General features: G+C 51.6%; 22 protein-coding genes. 12 read left to right on the top strand and 10 right to left on the bottom strand.

The annotated features are described in order from the left end of the window. Positions 1–20: 20 nt before the first annotated feature. Positions 21–1,376, bottom strand: coding sequence for a dipeptidase (locus Q5741_RS11030; RefSeq protein WP_305024143.1), 1,356 nt, complete (start codon positions 1,374–1,376; stop codon positions 21–23). 88 nt (positions 1,377–1,464) lie between these two features. Then, positions 1,465–2,214: a MerR family transcriptional regulator gene (locus Q5741_RS11025; protein ID WP_305024142.1), complete on the bottom strand. Its 750-nt coding sequence runs from the start codon at positions 2,212–2,214 to the stop codon at positions 1,465–1,467. A gap of 231 nt (positions 2,215–2,445) precedes the next feature. Here Q5741_RS11025 and Q5741_RS11020 point away from each other — a divergent pair, with 231 nt between their 5' ends. Beyond that, positions 2,446–2,922 (top strand): VOC family protein, encoded by a 477-nt coding sequence (locus Q5741_RS11020; protein ID WP_305024141.1) that lies wholly within the window; start codon positions 2,446–2,448, stop codon positions 2,920–2,922. A 196-nt stretch (positions 2,923–3,118) separates the two neighbouring features. Here Q5741_RS11020 and Q5741_RS11015 read toward each other — a convergent pair whose 3' ends face one another. Continuing rightward, positions 3,119–3,337 (bottom strand): hypothetical protein, encoded by a 219-nt coding sequence (locus Q5741_RS11015; RefSeq protein WP_305024140.1) that lies wholly within the window; start codon positions 3,335–3,337, stop codon positions 3,119–3,121. Positions 3,338–3,632: 295 nt separating this feature from the next. On the opposite strand from Q5741_RS11015, the gene Q5741_RS11010 reads away from it, so the two are divergent. After that, positions 3,633–4,421 carry a class I SAM-dependent methyltransferase gene (locus Q5741_RS11010; protein WP_305024139.1) on the top strand — a complete coding sequence of 263 codons (789 nt, stop codon included), beginning with the start codon at positions 3,633–3,635 and terminating at the stop codon, positions 4,419–4,421. Between the two features lie 310 nt (positions 4,422–4,731). Next, on the top strand, positions 4,732–5,649 hold the full coding sequence (locus Q5741_RS11005) for a L,D-transpeptidase family protein (protein WP_305024138.1): 918 nt from the start codon (positions 4,732–4,734) through the stop codon (positions 5,647–5,649). 153 nt (positions 5,650–5,802) lie between these two features. Here the strand turns inward: Q5741_RS11005 and Q5741_RS11000 are convergent, their stop codons facing one another. Beyond that, positions 5,803–5,985 (bottom strand): YjfB family protein, encoded by a 183-nt coding sequence (locus Q5741_RS11000; protein WP_305024137.1) that lies wholly within the window; start codon positions 5,983–5,985, stop codon positions 5,803–5,805. Between the two features lie 109 nt (positions 5,986–6,094). Beyond that, entirely contained in the window at positions 6,095–6,970 is an 876-nt protein-coding gene (locus Q5741_RS10995; RefSeq protein WP_305024136.1) for a DUF72 domain-containing protein, read from the bottom strand. Between the two features lie 131 nt (positions 6,971–7,101). On the opposite strand from Q5741_RS10995, the gene Q5741_RS10990 reads away from it, so the two are divergent. Both Q5741_RS10990 and Q5741_RS10985 read left to right on the top strand, forming a co-directional pair. Next, the gene (locus tag Q5741_RS10990; RefSeq protein WP_305024135.1) at positions 7,102–7,836 is read left to right on the top strand and encodes a class I SAM-dependent methyltransferase; all 735 of its coding nucleotides are present in this window, start codon (positions 7,102–7,104) and stop codon (positions 7,834–7,836) included. 169 nt (positions 7,837–8,005) lie between these two features. After that, positions 8,006–8,992, top strand: a complete 987-nt coding sequence (locus tag Q5741_RS10985; RefSeq protein ID WP_305024134.1) for an MBL fold metallo-hydrolase — start codon at positions 8,006–8,008, stop codon at positions 8,990–8,992. On the opposite strand, the gene Q5741_RS10980 is transcribed toward Q5741_RS10985, so the two are convergent. The 4 genes from Q5741_RS10980 to Q5741_RS10965 form a co-directional block, all read right to left on the bottom strand. Beyond that, positions 8,989–9,408 (bottom strand): GNAT family N-acetyltransferase, encoded by a 420-nt coding sequence (locus tag Q5741_RS10980; protein WP_305024133.1) that lies wholly within the window; start codon positions 9,406–9,408, stop codon positions 8,989–8,991. The two genes, Q5741_RS10985 and Q5741_RS10980, sit on opposite strands and share 4 nt — an antisense overlap. Positions 9,409–9,432: 24 nt before the next feature. After that, a complete protein-coding gene (locus tag Q5741_RS10975; RefSeq protein ID WP_305024132.1) occupies positions 9,433–10,020 on the bottom strand; it encodes a phosphatidylglycerophosphatase A family protein in 588 nt (195 codons plus the stop codon). Positions 10,021–10,164: 144 nt separating this feature from the next. Beyond that, complete coding sequence (locus Q5741_RS10970) at positions 10,165–13,869, bottom strand: non-ribosomal peptide synthetase family protein (protein WP_305024131.1); 3,705 nt, start codon at positions 13,867–13,869, stop codon at positions 10,165–10,167. A 68-nt stretch (positions 13,870–13,937) separates the two neighbouring features. After that, positions 13,938–15,698 (bottom strand): methyl-accepting chemotaxis protein, encoded by a 1,761-nt coding sequence (locus tag Q5741_RS10965; protein ID WP_305024312.1) that lies wholly within the window; start codon positions 15,696–15,698, stop codon positions 13,938–13,940. Positions 15,699–16,193: 495 nt separating this feature from the next. Between Q5741_RS10965 and Q5741_RS10960 the strand changes: the two genes are divergently transcribed. The 4 genes from Q5741_RS10960 to Q5741_RS10945 all read left to right on the top strand — a co-directional run bounded on the left by Q5741_RS10960 (position 16,194) and on the right by Q5741_RS10945 (position 19,849). Then, entirely contained in the window at positions 16,194–17,279 is a 1,086-nt protein-coding gene (locus Q5741_RS10960; RefSeq protein WP_305024130.1) for a GerMN domain-containing protein, read from the top strand. 90 nt (positions 17,280–17,369) lie between these two features. Next, positions 17,370–18,128: a ribonuclease PH gene (rph, locus tag Q5741_RS10955; protein ID WP_305024129.1), complete on the top strand. Its 759-nt coding sequence runs from the start codon at positions 17,370–17,372 to the stop codon at positions 18,126–18,128. Then, the gene (rdgB, locus tag Q5741_RS10950; protein WP_305024128.1) at positions 18,128–18,751 is read left to right on the top strand and encodes an RdgB/HAM1 family non-canonical purine NTP pyrophosphatase; all 624 of its coding nucleotides are present in this window, start codon (positions 18,128–18,130) and stop codon (positions 18,749–18,751) included. The genes rph and rdgB overlap by 1 nt, the downstream gene beginning before the upstream one ends. Before the next feature lie 192 nt (positions 18,752–18,943). Further along, positions 18,944–19,849 carry an endonuclease/exonuclease/phosphatase family protein gene (locus Q5741_RS10945; protein WP_305024127.1) on the top strand — a complete coding sequence of 302 codons (906 nt, stop codon included), beginning with the start codon at positions 18,944–18,946 and terminating at the stop codon, positions 19,847–19,849. A gap of 74 nt (positions 19,850–19,923) precedes the next feature. Here the strand turns inward: Q5741_RS10945 and Q5741_RS10940 are convergent, their stop codons facing one another. Then, positions 19,924–20,829 (bottom strand): serine hydrolase domain-containing protein, encoded by a 906-nt coding sequence (locus tag Q5741_RS10940; protein WP_305024126.1) that lies wholly within the window; start codon positions 20,827–20,829, stop codon positions 19,924–19,926. Positions 20,830–21,240: 411 nt separating this feature from the next. Here Q5741_RS10940 and Q5741_RS10935 point away from each other — a divergent pair, with 411 nt between their 5' ends. Genes Q5741_RS10935 through Q5741_RS10925 form a run of 3 tightly spaced genes read left to right on the top strand, consistent with a single transcriptional unit; the run spans position 21,241 to position 23,928 of the window. Next, positions 21,241–22,014, top strand: coding sequence for an alpha/beta hydrolase (locus Q5741_RS10935; RefSeq protein ID WP_305024125.1), 774 nt, complete (start codon positions 21,241–21,243; stop codon positions 22,012–22,014). Positions 22,015–22,047: 33 nt separating this feature from the next. Further along, positions 22,048–23,007, top strand: coding sequence for an ABC transporter permease (locus tag Q5741_RS10930; RefSeq protein WP_305024124.1), 960 nt, complete (start codon positions 22,048–22,050; stop codon positions 23,005–23,007). 18 nt (positions 23,008–23,025) lie between these two features. Then, positions 23,026–23,928 carry a carbohydrate ABC transporter permease gene (locus tag Q5741_RS10925; protein WP_305024123.1) on the top strand — a complete coding sequence of 301 codons (903 nt, stop codon included), beginning with the start codon at positions 23,026–23,028 and terminating at the stop codon, positions 23,926–23,928. Positions 23,929–23,940 lie beyond the last annotated feature (12 nt).

Raw genomic sequence — 23,940 nt, 5'->3', positions numbered from 1 at the left:
CGGGAGGAAGGCTTTTGACATTACACGAGCTTCAAATATTCTACGATGGTCAGGAGACCTTTATCAAAGTTCTCCAGGTTGAAATGCTCATTCGGGGCATGCAGGTTCTCATCCGGAAGACCGAAGCCCATCATAACAGCTGGTGCATTCAGCACATGGGACAAGGTGGCCACAATCGGAATGGAGCCGCCGTCCTTGGTGAACAGGGCGCGTGTACCGTAGACCTTCTCGAAGGCATCGGCTGCTTTTTGCAGCATCGGATGGGAATGGTCTGTGTTGAAAGCAAAGGCTTTCTCTCCCTTGACGATCGTCAGCTTGGCGCCGATTGGATTATTCGCAATCAAGTGCGCTTCAATCCGGTCCAGAATATATTCCGGATCCTGGTCACCGACCAGACGGCATGTAATTTTGGCATGAGCTTCCTTCGGGATCACGGTCTTGGTGCCTTCACCCTGGAATCCGCCGTATACGCCGTTCAATTCCAGTGTTGGACGGGCGCCGGTACGTTCCACGAAGGTAAATCCTTCTTCGCCGAAGAGCTCGTCGAGACCCAGATCTTGTCTTAGCTTGTCTTCATTGAAATTCTGCTTGGCGAACTCATCACGCATGTCCTGAGACAGGACAGGCACGCCTTCATAAAAGCCGTCTACGCTGACACGGCCCTGCTTGTCATGCAGGGTAGCAAGCAGCTCTACAAGGGCATGCAGCGCGTTCGGCACACCGCCGCCGAAGCTGCCGGAGTGCAGATCCGTGTTCGCTGTGTTGATCGAAACTTCAAGGGAGCAGAGGCCGCGCAGACCAGTAGAGATGGCAGGTTTGCCTTTCTCCAGCAGGGCTGTATCTGAGATCAGCACTGCATCCGCTGCTAGCTTCTCCTGGTTATCGTTCAGGAACAGCGGCAGGTTCGGACTGGATACCTCCTCTTCTCCTTCAATACAGAATTTGACATTTACCGGCAGCTCGCCTTCCTGTTTGAGGATGGCTTCCACAGCTTTGATATGTAGGAAGATCTGTCCTTTGTCATCGGTCGCTCCCCGCGCATACAGTTTGCCGTCGCGAATGGAAGGCTCGAATGGAGGCGTCTCCCACAGGTTCAGTGGATCCACGGGCTGCACATCATAGTGGCCGTAGATAAGAATGGTTGGCTTGCCAGGAGCATGCAGATGATCGGCGTACACGATCGGATGACCGGCTGTCGGATGAACTTCAACATGCTCAAGACCGGCCCGGGTCAGGGTATCGGCAGCCCATTGTGCAGCGCGATTCACATCTTCCTTGTGTGCGGACAGGGCAGAAATGCTGGGAATGGACAGCCATTCTTGCAGCTCTTTCAGATGTTCGTCACGTTGGTTGGCGAAATAACTTTGGTAATCCATAAGTGATGGATCCTCCTTATACGATAGATTTCTCTATTTTACACCTTTTTCCCGATTCATGAAAATAAAGCCCTGTAATCGTGGACACCTAAGGCTCCCTGTTCTCCTGCTGATCGGCATAGAACGCCATCGCATCGCGCATGAAGGCAGCCAGCCCTTCACCGAATTGATCCATATTAAGGGTAAAGCGTTCATCCTGCACGTACAGCTCCCCCAGACCCTTGAACGCCTGAAGTGAATAGGTTCCCATCGTATTCAGCAGCCGGTACCACTCTCCAATCGCCGCTTGGGCTTCTGCAGAGTCCGCTGGCTGATGGCGCAGCAGGGCAAGCCTGCGGTAGATGGTATTCATGCTGGATGTTACAGCATCCTGCTCTTCCTGGCTCATGGATGCTGTCTTGGCATGGGCCCGGTCTACGGGGCCGTTCCCCCAGCGTTCACGGGCTTCCTGTTCATACGGATTGCTGCTGAAATCAAATCCCTTAAATTTATCCTGGCTTGACATGTTCATTTCCCCTCTCGTGTGCAGGAGCGTCTGCTCCAGTGTATGGATCATTTTGTCCAGCCGGGCACGCCGTTCCAGGAGAATGCCCTTGTGCATCTCGAGCGCTTCCTGACGGTCAAAGTCCGGATTATGAATGATATCCTGAATCTGCCGCAGTGGAAAACCGAGCTCCCGGAACAGTAAAATCTGCTGCAGCATCTCCAGATTATCCTCTGAATACAGCCGGTAGCCGGCTTCCGTCACCTGATCGGGCACGAGCAGCCCGATCTCGTCGTAATGATGCAGCGTACGGACGCTGATGCCAGCCAGATCAGCGGCTTCTTTGATCTTCAAGGTGAATCCTCTCCCTTCGCTATGTACTTTAAAGTATCACGAAACGTGAGAGTCAACCCTATCGGAGCGATAAATTCAGCATGGTTTTCCCTACGTCAAAGGTCGGATAGGATTTCGTATGAAAAATCATCTCTTTGGCTGACGCAGAGAATGAACACAGTCTTTAATATGGGTATAGGCATAAGCCGAGAATATAAGCCGACTGTGGTGTATGAAAGGATAGGTATAAAAATGATTACAAGCCTTTATGAGACCCACATCCAAGCCGCCAACCTGGAGCGTTCCATTGCCTTTTATCAGAAGCTTGGACTGGAACTGGCCCATGTAATTGAACATCGGAGAAGGGCTTTTTTCTATATTGGAAAAGGCCGACAAATGCTGGGCGTACAGGAAGTGGAAGAGAACCAGGAAATACAGCTGCGGCATTATGCATTTGAAGTGGCGCTGGAAAAGATCGGGAAGGGAATAGAGTGGCTGCGGCAATCAGGAATCCAGCCCACGCCGGCCTTTGGACGTGAGCCGGTGGAGCCGCTTGTTCATACCTGGATGCCGGCGGCCAGCATCTATTTTGATGATCCGGACGGGAACAGCCTGGAGCTGATTGCGCTGCTGAATGATAAGCCAGATGCTTCATCCCATGAGGTGATTTATTTTAGCGAATGGATAAGCAAGATGCACAGTTCAGCAGGAAAAGAAAATCTAAACTGAGACCCGGGTGTATATGAACCCTAGCCCGCTTCCTGGTGGAGGCGGGCTAGGTGGGATGCAGTGTGAACGTGAATTTCATCCTAAAGCATGCTCAAATGTTCTGCAGAGACAGACCGGATCCGCAGCGCGGCATACAGCGGCCGTACATGAGGAAGAGACCGTTCCAGTATGAGAACGGCCTCTATTACCTGTGCCCTTAGTCTGAGAGCGGGGCAGGAGAGGATGATTTGGGCTGAATCACCCGCTTGATAGCCCAATAGGGAACTGTAATAATGCCCTTCTCAGTCAGTACCTGAAAGAGCTGCGGATCTTCATGCTCCTGACATAGGCCTTCATAGGTCTCACCGCTGATCAAATGAATGATCACGGGCTTCTGCGCCACCATCGCCTGTTGTACTTGGATTTTTCTGTGCATATGCCTCGTGCTCCTTTAAATCTTGTAAATCCGGCCCTTGGCCTGTTCTGCAATATGACTGCCGACGTTACCTTATAGATTAGATATTATCTATTAAACCACTAGAATCCAGTCAAAAACATTAAAAATCATGTCAGTTTTGTCATTAATGATGTCGTTTTTCCAATTTTGTTGTATATCGATTGCAATCCTAGGCTCTACAGACCGCATGAGAGATTGGATGTTTGGACAAGGGTATAGTATGATGGCACAAGTAAGATTGACTAATGGATGACAGCTCGATGGAGGGAACAGATTGGAATCAGGACATCAGAATCAACAAGCATGGAATTCAGGCGCCTATCAAGCCTGGCTGCACCGGTTCGGCACACCGGAAGAGGCGGCTGCCAAGATTAAGGCGGATCCGGCGAAGCGGGTCGGCAGTGCTCTGCAGTATATGGGGGAGATCCGCGGGAAAAAGATTGTGAATCTGCTGGGGTCCAACGGCAATAAGGGGATTGCACTGGCGCTGCTGGGCGGTGAAGTTACCATCGTGGACTTCTCGGAAGATAATAAGGTGTACGCAGAGGAAATGGCTGCCGCAGCCGGTGTGAAGCTCGATTATGTACTGGCTGATGTACTGCAGCTGCCGGAAACCATCCTCAATGGGACCTGTGATGTTGCGTTTATGGAATTCGGGATTTTGCATTATTTTCAGGATTTGCAGCCGCTGTTTGAAGTGGTGGCCAAGCTGCTTCGCTCCGGCGGGACCTTTGTGCTGCAGGATTTCCATCCTGTATCCACCAAACTCATCAGCTCACGGGGAACGACAGCCAACATCCGTAAGCATAAAGTGACCGGTGATTACTTCGATTCATCCCTGCATGAGACGGAAGTGTCCTTTTATAAATTTCTGCCGGAAGAGAAGCGGCAGGCTGACGTACAGAAGGTGCAGCTGCGGCACTGGACGCTGGGTGAGATCGTAACCGCTGTTGCGGCGGCAGGTCTGTTCATTCAGGTGCTGGAAGAACTGCCGAATCAGTCTTCCGATGTATTCGACAAGGGCATACCCAAAACGTTTACGCTGACGGCCCGCAAACTTTAAGTGTGAGCACCAAATATCATGAAACCTTCTTAAGCCTGCTCCTTGGAGCGGGCTTTTTGTGATGGATTCTTCAGGACGGTGCTGACTCTAGTAAATGAACAGTTTGAGAGCAAGAGAGAAAGGACAGGCTCTATTAAATTTCGCGCAGAAAAGTGCAACCATTCGTATTTTAAAACGTTTAGTATGAGGCATGTGTGAATTTTCCGAAATATGGATGTACACAGGCATATCCTTTCCGGATGAAGAGTATGCATAAAGCCGGGACATCCGCACAAAGGGGAACAGACACAAGGAGGGATACTGTTTTACGATGAAACGCATAAGCATGATCATGATGAGCCTGCTGCTGGTGCTCGGTTTGACGGGAATTTCACCGGCGGCTACGGAAGCCAGTACAGGCAAGCAGCTGATTATTGTGAACAAGAAGACCAACAAGCTTGCATTTTTCAATAACGGCCAGCTTGTCCGCATCTTTGCGGTTGGTACGGGCAGAACCAAGAGCCTCACCCCGGAAGGGACTTTCCGGATTGTCAGCAAGATCAAGAACCGCCCTTATTATAAAGAGCATATCGCAGGTGGTGATCCGAAGAATCCGTTGGGTGACCGGTGGCTTGGACTGGAGGTTAACGGAACGCCGGGAACAACCTACGCCATTCACGGCAACAACAATGAGAGCTCCATTGGCAAATATGTAAGCTCCGGCTGTATCCGGATGCATAATGAGGAGATTCGCTGGTTATTTCCGCAGGTGAACCGCAATACCCAGGCTGTTATCATCAGCTCGAATCTGAGCATGGAGGCGATCGCGGTCAAAGCAGGTTATCCATTGACCTCGCCAGCCGGCAGCAGCACGGCCCCGGTCAGCCATGTGATCAACGGGGGCAAGCTGGTTATTAACGGAACGTCTGTTAAGCTGAATGACCCATTGATTGTGGATGAAGGGCGGGCCTACATCCCGCTGAGAGAGACCGCAGCTGCGCTTGGAGCTGGTATCCAGTGGAACGGAAGCAGCGAAACAGTAACGCTCAACCTGCCGCGGAAGCAGCGTACCATTGTTCATCAGGTAGGCAGTAAGGCGGCCAAGCTGAATGGAACCAAGGTGGCCTTGGTTGTCCCGTCCCGGTACCAGAATAACCATGTCATGATTCCGCTGTCGGCGCTGCCAAGCTGGTTCGGCGGTACTGTCCAGTGGAACCCGGATACCAAAACCGTAACGATCAAAAATTAATGACAGGCAACCATCGGCGTCTGCTGATGGTGTTGCATGGTGATGAACGAACTTATCTATTTATCGATTTTCTCAAACCTGGCTGAAAAAAAGGCTGTCTTAACCGCTGTAAAACTGCGGAAAGACAGCCTTTTTCTTTCTTTCCACTATGGGTCAGATCGAGATGTCCAGTCTGCTTCCCAGATTAGGGTGCGGACTGGGACTGGATTGCAGCAGCTGTACCAGGCCTTGTCCCTGACTCTGTGCTTGTTCCTTGGCCATATTCAGAACTTGAATCGATGCTTGCTGTGCAAGCTGGGTCTGGCTCATCGCCATTGACATTGCAGCAATATCCATAAAGGAACCTCCATAAACCAGGCTTCTGCCGAAGCGTTTTGGTGTATCTCTTCTTTTATCGGCTGATTCTCTGATCCTGTTAAATGGCAGGACCGGAATCATTTCGGCTTCAGAACAGACTCAGCTGTTCAGGCGGTTCTTCCCCTTGCGTGCTGTCCGGTGGAACAAGCGGTTTAGGGTTCTGGCCAAGCATCGCCATCAGCCGGGTTGCATTGGCTGCCGCATCGCCGCCGGAGTTATTATTGAAAATAACACTGACCTCTCGGCTCTGCCCGGACAGCTGCAGCAGATTCTGCCGCCAATCCTCCAGCTCTGCTTCGTCGTACCGGTACAGATACCGCACCTCGCGCCAGTTCTCGGCGCCGTTCTGCTGCCAGCCCGAGGCATTGCGGCCATGCAGTCTGACGATGGTCAGATCCGGATCTGTTGCTTCGAGGACAGTAGGCACGGAGCCCGGACTGACCTGCGGTTCGTCGCATATGCTGTGAATCCAGCGCTCATCCCGCATAAATTGCAGTGTACGGGTCTTAAAGGCATCGGAAAACCAGCTCTGATGACGGAATTCGAGCGCACAGCGGATGTCTCCCATTCTGCGCCGGGTTTCTCTCAACAAGGCGACGTGTTCGCGGGTGCAGTCAAACCAGGGCGGGTACTGAAACAGGACAGCCTGCAGCTTGCCCGCTTCCCTCATAGGCTTAATAGATTCAAGAAATGCGGTATACATATCATCGTCATTACTGAAGTAGGGTTTACCGCGCAGATGGCCGGTCATACCCTGATAGGCTTTGACAATAAACTGAAACTCACCCGGTGTCTCGGAAACCCAGCGGGCCATCCGATCGCGGGGCTGGACGGCATAGAAGGAACTGTCCACCTCGACGACTGTAAAGTAGCTGCTGTAGATCCCCAGCATATTCTTGGGCTTGGTACCGGCAGGATACAGGTCTTCATGGTCTCCCCAGCCTGTCAGTCCGATGTGCGGCATGTGCCTGCACCTCCCTTAAGCGTTCGATTATTCTCTTCAAGGGTACAATATATAGGGAACGAATCCAACTGGCTGGACGAAAAGCAAAGTTGGAATGCTACAATGATTACAGGTGCTCCGGAGGGATAATAATGAAGGATTGGTATGAAAAAAGCTTTGGCGAAGACTATCTGCTCGTGTATAAACACCGGGATGTCCAGGGGGCCCGGAAGGAAACAAAACAAATGGTGTCCTGGCTTGATCTTCCGCAGGGAGCCCGGGTGCTTGACCTTTGCTGCGGCATGGGGCGTCATTCGATGGCTCTGGCTGATGCGGGATACCAGGTAACCGGAGTCGATCTGTCGGATGTCCTGCTGAGGGAAGCACGCGCAAGTGACCCTTCGGATCATGTAAACTGGATTCACGGAGATATGCGCGAGGTACCATTGGATCTGGAATTTGATGCCGTCGTTAATCTGTTTACATCGTTCGGTTATTTCCGTGAGGATGAGGAACAGATGAAAGTGCTGCGCGAAATCCGGCGGCTGCTTAAGCCGGGCGGGGCTTTTCTGATTGATTATATGAATCCGGTATACGTTAAAAATACGCTTGTCCTCTGCTCCGAGCGGGAGGAAGACGGGCATCATATTGTGGAGGAACGCAGTATCAAGAACGGTTTTGTCATCAAGGATATCCGGATTTCCAGCGGCAGTGAAGAACCGCGCATCTATCACGAGCGGGTGAAGCTGTACGAGGAGGAGAGACTGCGGTTTATGCTGGATAAGGCAGGCCTGCAGGTAGATGAGGTGCATGGTGATTACGATGAAAGGGACTACGACCCGGAAGGGTCACGGCGTATGATATTTGCAGGGACCCGGCCCAACTGAGGGTCCGAACTCGATGGTTTGCAGGATCTTCAGCAGGCGGGGTGCAGCTCATAGATACCGCAGCATCCAGCTTGCAGGAAGGCTGCAGGCACGATATACATATAGATATTTACATTAAGAGCCACTTTGTATAGCACATGCGGCTGGGCTTGAGAGAGGAAGAATAAGAATGAAGAAAATGCCTGAAATCACAGAATGGGAAGACGGAATTAAACAGGTGAAGATTACGATGTCCTTTCCGCTGCGCTGGGTGAACAGCTATCTGGTTCAGGGTATAGACGGTAGGGTTACCGTCATTGATCCGGGTCCGCGCAGTGAAGGGACGGAGAAGGAATGGGATGAAGTGCTGGATAAGCTCGGTATCCAATATACGCATATTCATGAGATTGTCCTAACCCATCATCATCCTGATCATTATGGATTGTCAGGCTGGATGCAGGAACGCAGCGGCGCTCCGGTCTTAATGTCACAGCGCAGCTGGCAGGAAGCCAACTACATGTGGGGATCGGAATCCTCCTTGAATGAAGATATGCCGCGATGGTTTGGCCGGCATGGAATGCCCTCAGCACTAGAGATACCGCTGCGTGAGCATCTGGAGAGCTTTGACAGCCAGGTGACACCGGCACCCCATGTCCAGTTCTTAGACGAAGCCGAACCGCTGATGATGGGTGGCCGGCTGTGGAAGCCTGTAGAGACAGGCGGACATGCACCGGGCCATGTATCCCTGTATCAGCCGGAGCTGCAGCTGATCTTGTGCGGAGATGCCGTTCTGCCGCAGATCTCACCGAATGTAAGCCTGCTGCCGGGAAGTGATCCGCAGCCGCTTCATTCCTACTTGAACGGACTGCAGAAGCTGGGGCATCTCAAGGTGCAGAACGCTTATCCGGGACACCGCAATCCATTTGGTCATTTTGAGGCGAGAACAGAGGCCTTGCTTCAGCACCATGAAGAGCGGTTGACCCGGATTGCTGCAATGCTGCAGGAAGGAGCCCTGTCGGGCTATGAAGTATGTATTCGCTTATTCGGGGATAAGCTCGGCATTCATCAATTCCGGTTTGCCATGTCTGAAGCGCTGGCTCATCTGATCGAGCTTGTCCGGCGCGGGGAAGCGGAGATGGACGAACGCCCTGAAGGATGCCGTTTTCATAGCCGCTAGGCCAGTGACCTGGAGTAGACGAAGAAGGTGTCCCGTTTCTCCCAACCGCAGCGGGTCCAGAAACGCTGTCCATCTTCATTGTCAGCGACAACGAAGATATGGCATTTCGTAATACCCTGCTCGGCTAAGCTGTGGAGACAGGCCTCGGCCAGTCTTTGGCCCAGACGTCTGCCGCGATGAGCCTGCTCTACCGCCAGATGATACAGAAAGCCTCGTCGTCCGTCATGACCGCCAAGCACCGTACCAATGATCTGTCCGTCCTGTTCGGCGACATAGCTCAGCCCGGGATTCCGCTGCAGGAACTGGGCCAGCTCTGTTGGTGTGTCTGCTTCACTGACGACAACGCCGTCGCTTTTCTCCCATAAGGCCATCATTTGCTCATGGTCTGTCATTTGCATCAAACGCAGCTGTTCCATGTATCGTTTCCCCCTGGCTGTCTATTACGGTATGGCTGCCGGATTCCCGTATCCCTCCAACATAGCGTTCTCTTCCGGCTGCTGTTCATGTTCAGCCTGCTTGCGGTGGGCAATCCGGCTGCTCGCAGCGGCGGCAATCGCTCCTACCAGGTCATCCAGAAAAGTATGAATACGCCCGTCAGTAGGGTCGTTTAATTTGGCAAGAATACCGGGTTTAAGCTTATCAATATATCCGTAATTTGTGAAGCCGATGCTTCCGTAGACATTGATAATAGAGAAGGCCAGAATCTCATCGACCCCGTACAGGCTCTCATCATGCTGGACCATATCCTGAAGCGGTGCCAGCAGGGCTCGCTGCTCGGACAGCAGATCCAGCTGGATCCCGGTTAACACTGCATTCTGAACCTCTCTTTTTTGGAGCACCTGAACGACATGGGTTTCACATTCCTCCACCGTAAGATCAGGGAAATACTTCTGCTGCAGCAGGAGGACCAGCTCAGCAATATCACGCGGCACGACCCCCCGTTGGTCAAGCCAAGCGAGGGTTGCATCGGCTACATTTTGGCTGTTGAGGCTGTACGGCATTTGCTCCAAATTAACGCTTGGTCTCATCGTGTTCGTTCACCTCAGATCAGGTTGCTGGCCTGCAGGGCCGGTGAAGGTAGTATCGGCTATTAGCTGCAAATTTAGCAACGGTGTCATTTCAAATCATACAAAACAGCGGTACCCTAAGGTACCGCTGTTTCTAAAGAATTTTTAAGGAGTCATCAGTTCCGCTTCCTGATCAACGGCGGTAGATGCCGGGAAGTACTGGATGGATGCCGCATGCTGAATCATTTTGCGAACAAAAGACAAATCCGCAGGAGGGCAGCTGACACCCGCTGGCTGCAGCATCGCCTTCGTTACCGGGCAGCCGTATTGGTAAGCAAAGTCTTTGGCTCCGTCACCTTCGAGCTGAGCGATCGCAAGCTGGACGCCTTCCTGTGATTTCTCGATGCTTGCATCGAACAGCCACTGCTGATACTCGCTGAATGGCAGGGTTTCAACAGCATAACCGCATTGATTGATGTACGCGATCAGCTCACTGTAAGCCAGCGGCTGCGGATTGCAGATATGGAAGACCCGGCCGCTGCTATCCGGATTCAGAGCAAGCGATACGATAGCACGTGCTGCATAATCGATCGGCGTAAAATCCATCTGCCAGTCGGCTGCAGGTGCCTTGCCGAGCAGCAGCATGGCTTTGACCATCCGGTACATGGCGTTGCTGTCAATATTGTGCTGGAAGAAGCCGTCTGCCGAGCGGCTTGACAGGTTGCCGGCACGGTAAATGCTGACTGGCACGCCTTGGCCCGCTGCCTTGAAGAGGATCTTCTCGGCTTCGAGCTTGCTGTCTGTATAGACATTCTCTACATGCATGTCATCTGGGAAATACCCGAGCTCTACAACCTCATCCCATTGTCCGCTCAGGGCTAGGTCCTCCGGAATGCCAAGCGTCGACACATGATGGAAAGATACGCCTGGTCTGGCAGAAGCCAGTTCCAGCAGGAATTCGGTCCCTGCCACATTCGTACGGGCAAATTGAGCCGAGTCACCGAAATGACGGACATCGGCCGCGCTGTGCAGGATGCTGTCTACATTCCCGATCAGCATGTCGATCTGTTCCTGCTTCAGACCCAGCTTCTCCTGCTCGAGGTCACCCTCGACAGCTTCAACGCGACCTTCCATCAGCCGTGCTGCATCCGTTCCAAAGTAACGAATGAAAGTGGAGCGGAGACGCTCCATTCCCGATTCTTCCGCCGTTCGGCGGACAAGGGCATAAACTTGAAGGCCTGGCTGCTGGAGCAGCTCATACAGCAGATGAGAGCCTAGATAGCCGGTTGCACCGGTCAGAAGCACTTTCTCCGGCGTACGCACAGTGGAGAGGGAGGCGCCTGCGACCAGTTCTACCGGATGTTCATTCAGATCGATATAGCTTCCGTCAGCCGGTTTTACAGCCGTCCGCTGCTCTTCCTGTGCACCCGCCTCATCCACGAAGCGGGCCAGTTCCTGGAGTGTCCGGTATTCATAAAAGTGACCAATCTTCAGTCCCGGGAAAGCAGGCTTCAGGATGACCAATGTATGGATAATATACAGGGAATCGCCGCCGATCCGGAAGAAATCATCATGAAGACCTACGCGGGCTCTGCCCAGGGTCTGTTCCCAGGCTGCTGCAATCAGCTTCTCGGTCTCGGTCTGCGGTGCTTCCCATGGCCCTTCCGGTTCCTGCTCTTCATGCGGATAGGAGACGAGGGATTTCCGGTCGATTTTACCCGTTGGCGAGATCGGCATAGCATCCAGCTGGCAGATATATTTAGGTACAAAATAGGAAGGCAGCTTGTCCGTAAGCTCTGCCTTAATATCCGTCGAAGCGATAGCGGAGCCGTCAACAGAAGTAAAGTAGCCGACCAGCATATTTTGGCCGTCCGCTTCTTTTTTAGCGACGACGACAGCATCTTTCACACCGTCAATTTTGGCGAAGTTATCTTCAATTTCCCCGATTTCAATCCGGTGTCCCCGAATTTTGAGCTGGGAATCACGGCGTCCCACATATTCAATCGTGCCGTCATCCAGCAGCTTTGCGATATCTCCGGACTTATAGACCGAGCCGTGAGCCCGGGAATCTGCCTCGGTAAATGGATTGCTGACGAATACCTGGGCCGTCCGTTCAGGCTGGTTCAGGTAACCGCGTGAAAGAGCCGGCGTAGCAATGATCACTTCACCCGGAACGTTTACCGGAGCGAGCTGGTTCTCCTCATTCACGATGTACACTTTATAGTTATGGATCGGCTTGCCGATCGGAATGTTGACCAGTGAATCCGGAACAAGACCATCCACTCTATGGAGAGTCGTTACCACAGTTGCTTCGGTAGGTCCGTAAATGTTCATGATTCCCATCCGGTCACCTACTTTTCGCTGGAAGGCTCGAACCTGTTCCCCGTACAGAGCCTCGCCAGCAATCGTAATCAGCTTGACCTTCTCCAGCTTGCGGAAGCCTTCATCGGACAAGTGAGCTGCCAGCTGGTTGAAAAAGACGGTAGGCAGGATCGTAATGATCGTCGTGCCTGTCCGTTCAATGGCATCTGCAAAATCTTCAACCGACACCCGTTCATCGGCAGACAGCAGGTACAGCTGTGCCCCGTAGAACAAGGCGCCGATCGTGTCCCAAATGGATGCATCAAAGCTGTATGTGGCAAACTGGGTCAGTACATCCTCCGGCTGAATGTCGCAGCTGGTGCGGACGACCTCGCCAAGATTAACGACACCGCGGTGGGCAAGAAGAGTTCCTTTAGGTTTTCCTGTAGTGCCCGAGGTGTAAATGACGTAAGCCAGATCATCTGCTTCAATCGGCAAATCAGGATTGTGGGAAGGAAGATCAGCACGCAGCTCGTCCAAGGCAATGACACCGCGCAGGGTAGGAATATCCCCGGATAGCTGCAGCGCCTGCTCCCGATACGCCGACTTGGTTACAATGAACGGTGATTTGGTATCTTCCACGATATAGCTGTTACGGTCGTAAGGGTGAGCAGGGTCCAGAGGTACATAGACACCGCCTGCCTTCATAATACCGAGCAGAGAAATGACGGTCTCCAGGCTGCGGTCCATAAAGATGGTGACAAAGTCGCCTTTAACTACTCCCCGGGACAGCAGGTGATGAGCAAGGCGGTTCGCCTGCTCGTTCAGGGCCTCATAAGTGTAAACTTTTTCTGAAGAGGCAATGGCCTTGTGGTCCGGATACAGGGTAACCGCTTGTTCAAACATGCCATGATAGGTCTGACGCTGATCATAAGCTGCATCCGTTGCATTCAGCTCCGCATACTTTTCACGATCAGATTCCTTGAGAATATCAATGGCCCGGAAAGATTGCTCCGTATCCTGCAGGGCTGCGTCTAGTAATGTAATGTAGTAATCACTATAGCGCTGCATCGTTTCTGCACGCAGCAGGGAGCTGTCATATTGAATATGACAGCTGAACTGCCCTTCCTTCTCCTCAACGTGCCAGTTAACAATTTGCGGAGCTGAAGCGGCATGCAGCTGGTTGAACCCAAAGAGGGTTTCAACCGTCTGATCCGTTACAGGAACCAGACCGGCAGCCATAGCTTCGGTCACCGCCTGATGAAGCTGAGCGATGGTGGAAATGGATTTCAGGTCAAGCACCATAGCTTCGAGCGCCCCGTTTCCGGAGCTGCTGCGAAGCCCTGCAGTTAACTCGGTTTCACCGCCGGAAAGGCGGCATTGCCACGCAAAGTACACAGCAAGCAGAAAAGTGCTGCGTTCATCTTCGTTGTATTGTTGTCTCAGTGCCTCCGACAAAGCCGGCTGCAGCGCAATCTGCACGCTATCGTAAGTGTAAGTCTGCTGTTGGCGTCCTTGGTCAAAAGGAATTTGAAGGACCGGCAGCTGAATTGTGTCTGGTGTGACCATGGGTTTCCTCTCTCCATTCTTCTATAGTCTCTCTATTCCATGTCTGAAACTTGGGCTATCAACGCTGATTAATCTTCCTTCGGTGTTTCTTCTTTGCGAACTTTAAAATGCTGAATCAAATCTTCCAGTTCTTCGGCCATGCCGCTCAGCTTGTTGGACGAGCTTACGATCGAGCCAAGGGAAGAGGTCTGCTCATCCAGCGCCTTGGAAATCTGTGTGCAGCTGTCGGCTGTTTTGCTGACCGTGGAGGACAGGTCTTCTGCTGTCGCAGACAACTCTTGGGTACTTGCAGAAATCTGCTGGGTAGCACTGGATACTTCCTGGATTTGGGATGCTACTTTCTGTGTTGCTTGCAGGATATCCTCGAACAGTTCTCCGGTCTGTTCCGCCACCTCACGACCGGTTTCAACCTCGGTAATACCTTGTTCCATGGATTGGGCAGCCTGCCGGATTTCTTTCTGAATATCCTCAATCAGACCGGAGATCTGATTTACAGATTCAGCGGATTGCTCCGCCAGCTTGCGTACCTCACCAGCAACGACGGCGAAGCCTTTGCCTTCCTCGCCTACACGTGCTGCTTCTATAGAAGCATTCAGGGCCAGCAGGTTGGTCTGGCTGGAGATGCCTGTAATGATGCCGAGAATATCTCCGATTTCTCTGGAACGGCTCTCCAGCAGCTTGATGGCGCGGGAAGTATCGGTAACAGAGTTCGTAATGTAAGTCATCTGTTCAGCAACTTTGTTCACAACGTCATTGCCGCGGATAGAGCGCTGCTCCATGGAATAAGCCTCATCAGCTACATTGGCAGAGCTGGAAGCAATCGTCTGGATAACCGTAGCCATCTCGCTGACAGAACGGGCATTGTCGGTCGTCGTGCGTTCCTGTGTACGGACACCGCTCTCGATATGGTTAATGTTGTCATTGATGACAACGGCGTTGCTGCTGTTCTTCTCTGAGATGGCGAGCAGCTCGCGTGCTGCTTCCGTAACGGCACTGGAAGTCTGCTGTACCTTATTCATCGTGTTGTTCATACGGCTGACCATCAGATTGAACTTGTCATTGATCTGTCCCAGATCGTCATTGCCTGTTTTAATGCGGACATCCAGATTACCGCGGCTCACTTCATCAATACCGGCCATGAGAGCACGGATCGGAGCCATGGTACGTTTGACGATAAAATATTGAAGGAGCATGAAGATGATCAGCACAACGACCAGAATGGAAATGCTGCTGACCAGCAGCTTGTGCAGACCGGCCGGAACGGCACTGGCATCGACATCAACAGCGAAGTAAGCAAAGATTTTGCCGCTGTCGTCCTTGATTGGATAAAGGATAGAGGTCCAGGTTCCGAAGCCGTCTTCATAGAAGCTTGTAAAAGTAGGCTTGTCATTGTTCAGCATCTCGGCAATACCATCTGCAACCACCTGCGGCTGGGGATACAAGTCACCCGGGTTCAGCTTAGGCTCACTTTCCGAGAATGCCTTAATCAGAGAGGTTGGCATGGCGACAACAGAGGTTTTGGTGCCGTCCTGCAGCTCTGTTCCGAAGATGTAGGCCTGGGCTACATTCGGATTGTCCTTGCTGATGTCATCAAAGTAATCGCGGAGCTTCACAGTGACAGTTCCGTTGTAGTTCTTTTCGGACACAGCCTGCTCTACGTCTTTCGTGTCAATGCCTTGAGCCCAATGCTCGGTTACAGTAGAAATTTGCCCATGCAGCTGGTCGATGAGGACATTTCTCTGGAAAATATAACTCGAGGTGATCAGCAGAGCGCCGATCAGGATCGTGCTAATGAATGATACTGTCACATTCTTAGCGAAAAATGACATGTTTCTAAGCTTGGACTTTCTCACGGGGTTCACTCCTGTATTTATAGTGGTGTTCGAACCAGTAGGCTGGGAAGAGCTGGTGTGATGCAGGGTTCTGGGTGAGGTACATTCTGGAAAACAATTAAATTATGCATCAAGAATGGACAGAGGGGAAGGAAAACATTTACTGCAAAATCTGTCTCACTAATTACCAACTGCTCTACATATGTAAAAGCTGAGCAAAAAACTAATGATAGTGTTGATAGGTATTAATAACCATCCCTGATATAGTTCTTACAACCCATGGTCCGACTCATTATATTTCGTAAAAAACGACTTGAAATGTTATAGCTGATTGTCGAATTTTGAAAAAAAATGAGATATTCATAACAATGATTTCATTTCTTCGTAACCTATTCCAAAAAAACGGTAATTTTTCCCCTTAGTCATTTTCTCGAAAAGAGCTCGTATACATAAAAGTACAAACTGTCAAAATGGTTTAGGGAGGAATTAATAATGAAAACAAACTTTCTTCGCGGGTTCATAAACACAGGAACGTTTCGCTCGTGGTCCGTCATAGGCCTATTGGGGATTCCGGTTGTGCTGTCAGGCTGCAGTTTTGGCAGTAAACCTGGTGCCTCACCGGTTGATCCGCCCCCGGCTTCGGTGGAAGCCGCCATGCTACAGGCTGTACAGGCCTCTGCTCCGGCAGCGGACGGGGAATTGAGCAGTGTGTTTCTCCAGGATGAGAATGGAAGACTTGCTCCGGTATCTCTGCCCATCGGTTCCGGCGACAGCACAGCAGATGCCAAAACAGCATTAGAAAGTCTGGTACTGGGCGGGCCTTTCTCCGGTCTTCTGCCGGAAGGCTTTCAGGGCGTGCTTCCTCAGGGCACGGCGATTAATAAAGTGACCCTTGATAAGGAAAAGAAGACGGCGTCCATCGACTTCTCCGGGGCATTTACGAAATATCAGGCCAAGGATGAGCGCAAAATACTGGAGGCTCTCACCTGGACGCTCACCGGTAATCCGGATATTCAGAATGTACAGCTGTCTGTTGACGGGCAAAAACTGACAGCAATGCCGCAGGGCGGTATTCCGGTGGACCGGCCGTTAAACCGTTCGCTCGGCATCAATCTGGAGATCGGCAACGGTGTGAGCGTAACAGCTTCTCGTCCGGTGACGGTTTATTTTACAGCAGCTTCGCCTGGAGGGGTTACTTATTACGTCCCGGTCACGCGCCTGGTTAATGATCGTACTGACCGGATGGAAGCGGCCCTGCAGGAGCTGATTCAGGGACCGCAGCAGGAGGATGGATTAAATATGGTGATGACGGACGGCACCACCCTGGAGTCAGTAAAGCAGTCGGAAGATGGTGTTGTTACGGTATCGCTGAAAGACAGCATGTTCGATAAAGGGCAAAAGATACCGGAGGAATTCCTGCAGAGTGTCGTTCTGACAGCGGCGGATAACAGCGGAAACGCCCGGACAGCCAAAGTCAAAATTGAGTTAAACGGGGAACAGACTGTCCTCGGTGAGAGCAACGAGGATTACGGCAAGCCGGTAGCGAAGCCGGAGCATTTGAATGAAATCCCTCTTTAATTCAAGGTAAAGATGCTTTTGCAGAGCCTCTTTGGTAAAATAGGATGGATACAGAAGGTTCATGAGAAGCATACGTAGGAGGCAGAACAGATGAGATCTAACGGACGAAACAGCGACCAGCTGCGCCCGGTTACTTTAACAGCCAATGTAAATAAATACGCAGAGGGATCGGTGTTCATCCAGGTTGGCGATACGAAGGTGATGTGTACAGCGACGGTGGAAGAACGAGTTCCACCCTTTATGAAAGGCCAAGGTAAAGGCTGGGTGACTGCTGAATATTCCATGCTGCCGCGTGCGACCCATTCGCGGAACCAGCGGGAGTCCGCCAGGGGCAAACTGACAGGACGTACGATGGAAATTCAGCGGCTAATCGGGCGTGCGCTTCGTTCCGTCGTTGATTTGCCGGCACTCGGTGAACGCACTATAACGCTGGACTGTGATGTGATTCAGGCTGACGGCGGCACACGCACCACCTCCATTACAGGGGCATTTGTAGCCATGGCCATGGCTATGAACAAGCTTTCGCAGCAGAACAAGCTGTCGACGTTTCCGATTACGGATTTTCTGGCATCGGTCAGCGTAGGGGTGGTCAATGGAACTCCAGTGCTTGACCTGAACTATGATGAAGACTCCAAGGCCAAGGTGGATATGAATGTGGTTATGACTGGAGCCGGTAAGTTTGTTGAGCTTCAGGGCACAGGCGAGGACAGCCCGTTCGACCGTGAAGAGCTGAATCAGCTGATCAGCCTGGGCGAGTTGGGGATCCAGGAGATGATCAGCCACCAGAAAGAAATTCTGGGACCGATCGCCGATAAAATTACGCAGCGCAGTGCAGGTGTGAAAGCATGATGAAAATGGACAGCCCGGTCGTTATTGTTGCCACGAAGAATAAGGGCAAGGTCCGTGAATTTGCGCATGCTTTTGCCGCGTTGGGTAAGGAAGTCAAGAGCATGTACGACTATGAGGGGCTGCCTGAAATCATAGAGGACGGGGATACCTTTGCCGCGAATGCGATGAAGAAAGCCAAAGCGGTGGGGGACGCCCTGCAGCTTCCGGTTCTTGCCGATGATTCCGGCCTCTGTGTACAGCTCCTGGATGGAGCACCCGGTGTCTACTCGGCGCGTTATGCGGGAGAAGGTGCAAGTGATGATGAGAATAATCTCAAATTACTGGATGTGCTCGAATCCAAGCTTGCCGGTGAAGATACGGAGCAGCCTCTGCTGAGCCCGGCTCATTTTGAATGTGCGCTCGTATTGTATGATCCGGTTAGTGGTGAATCGGTGGAGGCATCCGGCAGGGTGGAAGGCTGGATCACAGCCGAGAGCGGCGGGTCAGGCGGGTTTGGTTATGACCCGTTATTCTATCTGCCGGAGTACAGCAAGACGATGGCAGAGCTGTCGTTGGAACAGAAGCAGGCCATCAGCCATCGCGGGAAGGCACTTCGCGCTCTGATCGCTAAGCTGAACCGGTAGTTAGTTAAGTAACAGCTTTCCGTTCAAACCAGCTTGATGTGACTATAACAACCTTATTCCGGCAGCTTGTCGGGTAAGGTTGTTTTCATTTGCAGGATCATCTTTTTTGACTTGGCCCCGAGATAGTGATAGGTTCATGGCAGATCATACCAAGTGATCTGAAGAAAAATCTGGGGAATGAGGTGCCTATGAATGAGCAATAATCATGTGATCCCGGACCTGGAGCTTCGCTTCATGACCTATAACATCAAGAATGACTATGACCGGGAAGGCGATAATATGTGGAACAGCCGCAGAGAGCTGGTGGCGGGCGTCGTACGCTTCCACCGTCCGGATCTCGTCGGCATGCAGGAAGTGCTGCATAACCAGTTGATGGATTTGGAGGAACTGCTGCCTGAATACGGCTGGATTGGCGCAGGCCGGGAGGATGGAAAGCAGGATGGCGAGTATGCCTGTATTTTCTATCTGAAGAGAAGGCTGGAGCCCTTGCAGCAGGGACATTTTTGGCTGTCAGAAGAGCCGGAGACACCAGGCAGGCTCGGCTGGGATGCAGGGTGCACTCGGATGGTGACCTGGTGCCGGTTCCGTGATATCTACACGGGAGAGGAATTTGTTCATCTCAACACACATTTTGACCATATTGGCCAGGAGGCTGTAAAGGAAAGTGCGCATCTGATTAAGCAGCGGATCAAAGAAATGGGTCCACTGCCTGCGGCGGTGCTTACCGGAGACTTTAATGTGACCCATAATTCAGAGACCTACCGCATACTTTCCGGCAGAGAAGAAGGCGAAGCCGAGCCGCTGCTGCGCGATGCATCGGCTGCGGCGGAATACCGGCATTTTGGACCTGCATTCACCTTTCAGGGCTTCGATTCCCGCGAGACGGCGGCCCGGCTTTTCCCGGACTATGTGGCTTCCGCACCAGAGCATGATATTTTATTCGACAGCGATATTGACTTTATCTTTGTATCCCGCGGTGTCCGGGTCAGCCGCTTTGGTATCATTACTGATCATCGGGAGGGCAAAATGCCTTCGGATCATTTCCCGGTAGTGGCTGACGTGATTGTGAATAAGCAGTATGCGGAAGAGGATGAATAAGGAAATAAAATGAATAAGAAAAAACGGTATCATCCCCGGATGATACCGTTTTTTCTGATGAGGAACGCCGTAGTTCACAGCTGCGGTAAAATTTCAGACCAGACTACATTAAGGATCCCCTGCATATCCTCTTCTTCACTGTTAATGGCAACTACCGCGTCCTGTTCCGGAAGTACAATACAGAATTGTCCGTGCATGCCGTCAGCACGGTAAGCGCCATGGGAGCACATCCAGAACTGGCAGCCGTACCCGACGCCCCAATCTGCCGTTCCCGGTGTATCAATGTGTCTCCGCGTAACCAGAGTGATCCACTCCTCCGGAATCAGCTGCCTTCCCTGCCAGTGCCCCTTCTGCAGCAGCAGCTGACCAAAGCGGCTCAGCTCCTCGCAGCTAACCCAGAGTCCTGTACATCCCAGCGTGATACCCAGCGGAGAGGTATCCCAGCGAACATCATGGATTCCCAACGGCTCGAACAGCCGCGGAGTCAGGTAATCCCGCACGGTTTCTCCGACTGCGGCCTGAACCATCGCTGAGATCATAAAGGTATCACCGCTGCTGTAGGTAAAGGTCTCTCCGGGCAGCCGGTCCAGAGGAAGCGACAGATAGTATTTCACCCAGTCCTTTTCCTGAAGCGTATCACGTTCTTCCGCCCAGAGGGGCGGTGAGTCATGTCCTGAAGCCATGCAGAGCAGATGATACAGGGATAACTCGCCGGGGGGGGAAGGAGAGCTCTGTACCTGCCCGCCAAAGGACGGATAAAAGTCTGTCAGACGTGATTCCAAGGACAGCTTGCCTTCTGCGATCGCTAAACCGACAGCCATACATGTAAAGGATTTACTTACGGAATGCTGCAGCCTGCGGATATCGGTTCCAGGGTTCCACTGATCAAGCAGTTCGCCGTGCTGGATCACCCGTGCAGACAGTACATTCAGATTCCGGCTGGAAATCTGTTGTGTAAAACGGGATCGTTGAAAAAACATATCCTTATGACTTCCTTTCCTGCCATCATATACAGCTATATCCTGCATACATGAGGGAAAATTGATAATTTCCATAGAAACGTTTCCATTCCTGATGTTTATTCCTGAGATTATTACAAATAAGGCATTTTTGTCAATTGTAAAATGAAAGCGCTTGCCAATAATGCGAAAGAATTATTTTTCTGCGTATTAGCAGTGTTTTTAAAGGGTTTAAACAAAAAAACTACGGAATGAAACTTTTTAAAAAGGTTGTTGACAGGTTCAGATATCAGGATTATGATGTTATCGAAACGATTCGAAAAAATCGCTTTCAATTTTCTGAGAGGGCCGAATCGTGATGCTCACTGTTTGTTGAGCAGATGTTCGCCAAAGTCGACACACGACAGAGAATTGAAATGAAAGGGGTTACATATGGCGCATTTAAAAATAGATACAGGTTCGCCAACCCTGCGGATGACAACCAGCATCCATGTGATTTCTCCAGTCGATACCGGAATTCCAACTTCAAGCACGCTGTATTTGCTGCACGGTGCAGGTGATAACTCCAGTACCTGGCAGCGGTTGACCACCGTTGAAATGTATGCGGCAAGGTATGGATGCACAGTTATCATGCCGGAAGTGAATAGGAGCTATTACACGGATATGGAATACGGACTGGACTACTTTTCCTACATCACGGAGGAACTTCCGGATCTGTGCGGACGCCTGCTGCATCTGAACAGCGATCCGCAGAACACCTATGTAGCCGGTCTGTCTATGGGCGGCTATGGTGCGCTGAAATGCGCCTTGACCTACCCGGAGCGGTATGCCAAGGTGGTGTCCTTCTCCGGTGTTACCGATATCCGTCAGCGTCTGGCTGATCCGGCGATGCCGGAGGGCATGGTCAGGGAGATGCAGGCTGTGTTCGGAACAGAGCTTGCGGTTAAGCCCGGGCAGGATTTGTATGCGCTGTCTGGACAGCTGGTTCAAGCAGGATGCACGCTGCCACCGGTATTATGCTGCTGTGGTTCGGAGGATCCGTTTGTGGGAATGAACCGGGAATTTGCCGGTTACATGGAGAACAGCCCGTTTGATTTTCGTTACGTTGAAGGACCGGGCACACACGACTGGCACTTCTGGGAAGAGCATTTGCACACCGCTTTTGATTTTCTGTTTGAAGACAAGACCGAAGAATTTTCTGTTTGAAGACAAGACCCGAGAATAGTGAGGAGATGCCAATTGAAACCTGCAGCCGTAGGGCCGAACAAAAACGCAAAGGCGAGTTCCAAAAAAACGAATATATTCACGGAGATTTGGAAGCATCGCATGACGTACACGCTGCTTATTCCCGGATTAATCTGGCTGATCCTGTTTGCTTATCTGCCGATGGGCGGCTTATCGCTGGCATTTAAGCATTACAAAGCCAATATGGGGATATGGGGAAGCCCATGGGCCGGACTGGAGAACTTTACTTACGTGTTCCGTGACCCGGCATTCGCCGATGCGGTGTGGAGAACACTGTACGTCAATATTATCAAGCTTGTTATTACATTCCCGTTTCCGATCCTGCTGGCGCTTCTGCTAAACGAGCTGCGGATGCGGAAGACAAAGAAATTGTTCCAGACCGTATTTACGTTCCCGCAGTTTCTGTCCTGGATTATCGTATCCGGTATCGTTATCAATGTCCTGTCTTATGACGGACTGCTGAACGGTACTCTGCAGCTGCTGGGACTGCCGACCATTAACTTCCTGGGATCCGAGAAAATGTTCCTGCCGATGCTGATCCTCACCGATATCTGGAAATCGACAGGGTGGGGCGCAATCATTTTCCTGGCAGCCATCTCAGGTATTGACCAGGATCAATATGAATCCGCTCAGATTGACGGAGCTTCACGGATGCAGCAGATTTTCCGGATTACACTGCCTAACATCCTGCCGACCGTTACGGTCATGTTCATCCTGAATGTGGGCGGCCTGATGTCTGCCGGCTTTGACCAAATTTTCAACCTGGCGAATGCAGCGACGCAGAATGTATCCCAGGTACTGGACGTGTATATTTACCGGATTACGTTCCAGTCTTCAACGGACTTCTCGTTCTCTACTGCAGTCAGTCTGTTCCGCTCGCTCGTGAACATGATCCTGCTGCTCGCTGCAGACCGGATAGCTAAAATGATGGGCGGAGACGGATTATTCCGCTAAGAAAGGAGTGCAAAAGAGATGAGTACCCCTGCTGTTAAACGGCATAAATACCGGATTGGCAAAATGACGTTCCTGGACTACTTCCTGTTCGCTGTTCTGCTGGTGATGGCCTTGGTCATTCTGATTCCGTTCCTGAACGTAATTGCAATTTCTTTCGCCTCGCAAAAGGAATATGCGGACAACCCGATGATGCTGTTTCCGAAGCATCCGACGCTGGATGCCTACAGAGCGCTGTTCCAGGATGGCAGGATTCTTACCGGCTTCTGGAACACGATTAAAATCATGGTAGTCGGCCTGCCGTTAAGCTTGTTCCTGACCAGTACCATGGCTTATGGACTCAGCCGCAGCAAATTCCCGGGCAAGAAGCCGATCTTCTTCCTGGTCCTGTTTACCATGATCTTCAACGGCGGTATTGTTCCGCTGTACCTGGTGATGAAGTCGCTGCATTTAACCGGATCACTGTGGTCCGTCATTCTGGTCGGAAGCTTCAGTGCCTTCAACATGATTCTCATGATGAACTACTTCCAGGGGCTTCCGGAATCCTTGATGGAATCAGCAAGACTGGATGGCGCCGGTGAGTGGAGAATTCTGTTCTCCGTTGTGCTTCCGCTGGCAGCCCCTATTATGGCGACGATCACCCTGTTCTATGGTGTGGCCTTCTGGAACAGCTGGTATGACGCGATGATATTCCTGCGCAAATCGGATATGCTGCCGCTGCAGAATGTCCTGAGGACCATCATTGTGGAATCCAGCACTAACGTCTCGAACGCATCCAGTGTAGACTCGCTGAATAAATCCGGTTTCTCCACGGGAATGAAGATGGCTTCGGTATTCGTATCGATGGTGCCGATTATGTGCTTCTTTCCGCTGCTGCAAAAGCACTTTGCCAAGGGGGTGTTGACCGGGGCGATCAAAACCTAGCTGCATCTTGAA

It is taken from the genome of Paenibacillus lacisoli, from assembly GCF_030580655.1.
GTDB classification, from domain to species: Bacteria; Bacillota; Bacilli; order Paenibacillales; family Paenibacillaceae; genus Paenibacillus; species Paenibacillus lacisoli.
Note: the sequence above shows the minus strand (reverse complement) of the source record. Positions and strands in the feature narration are given on the sequence as shown.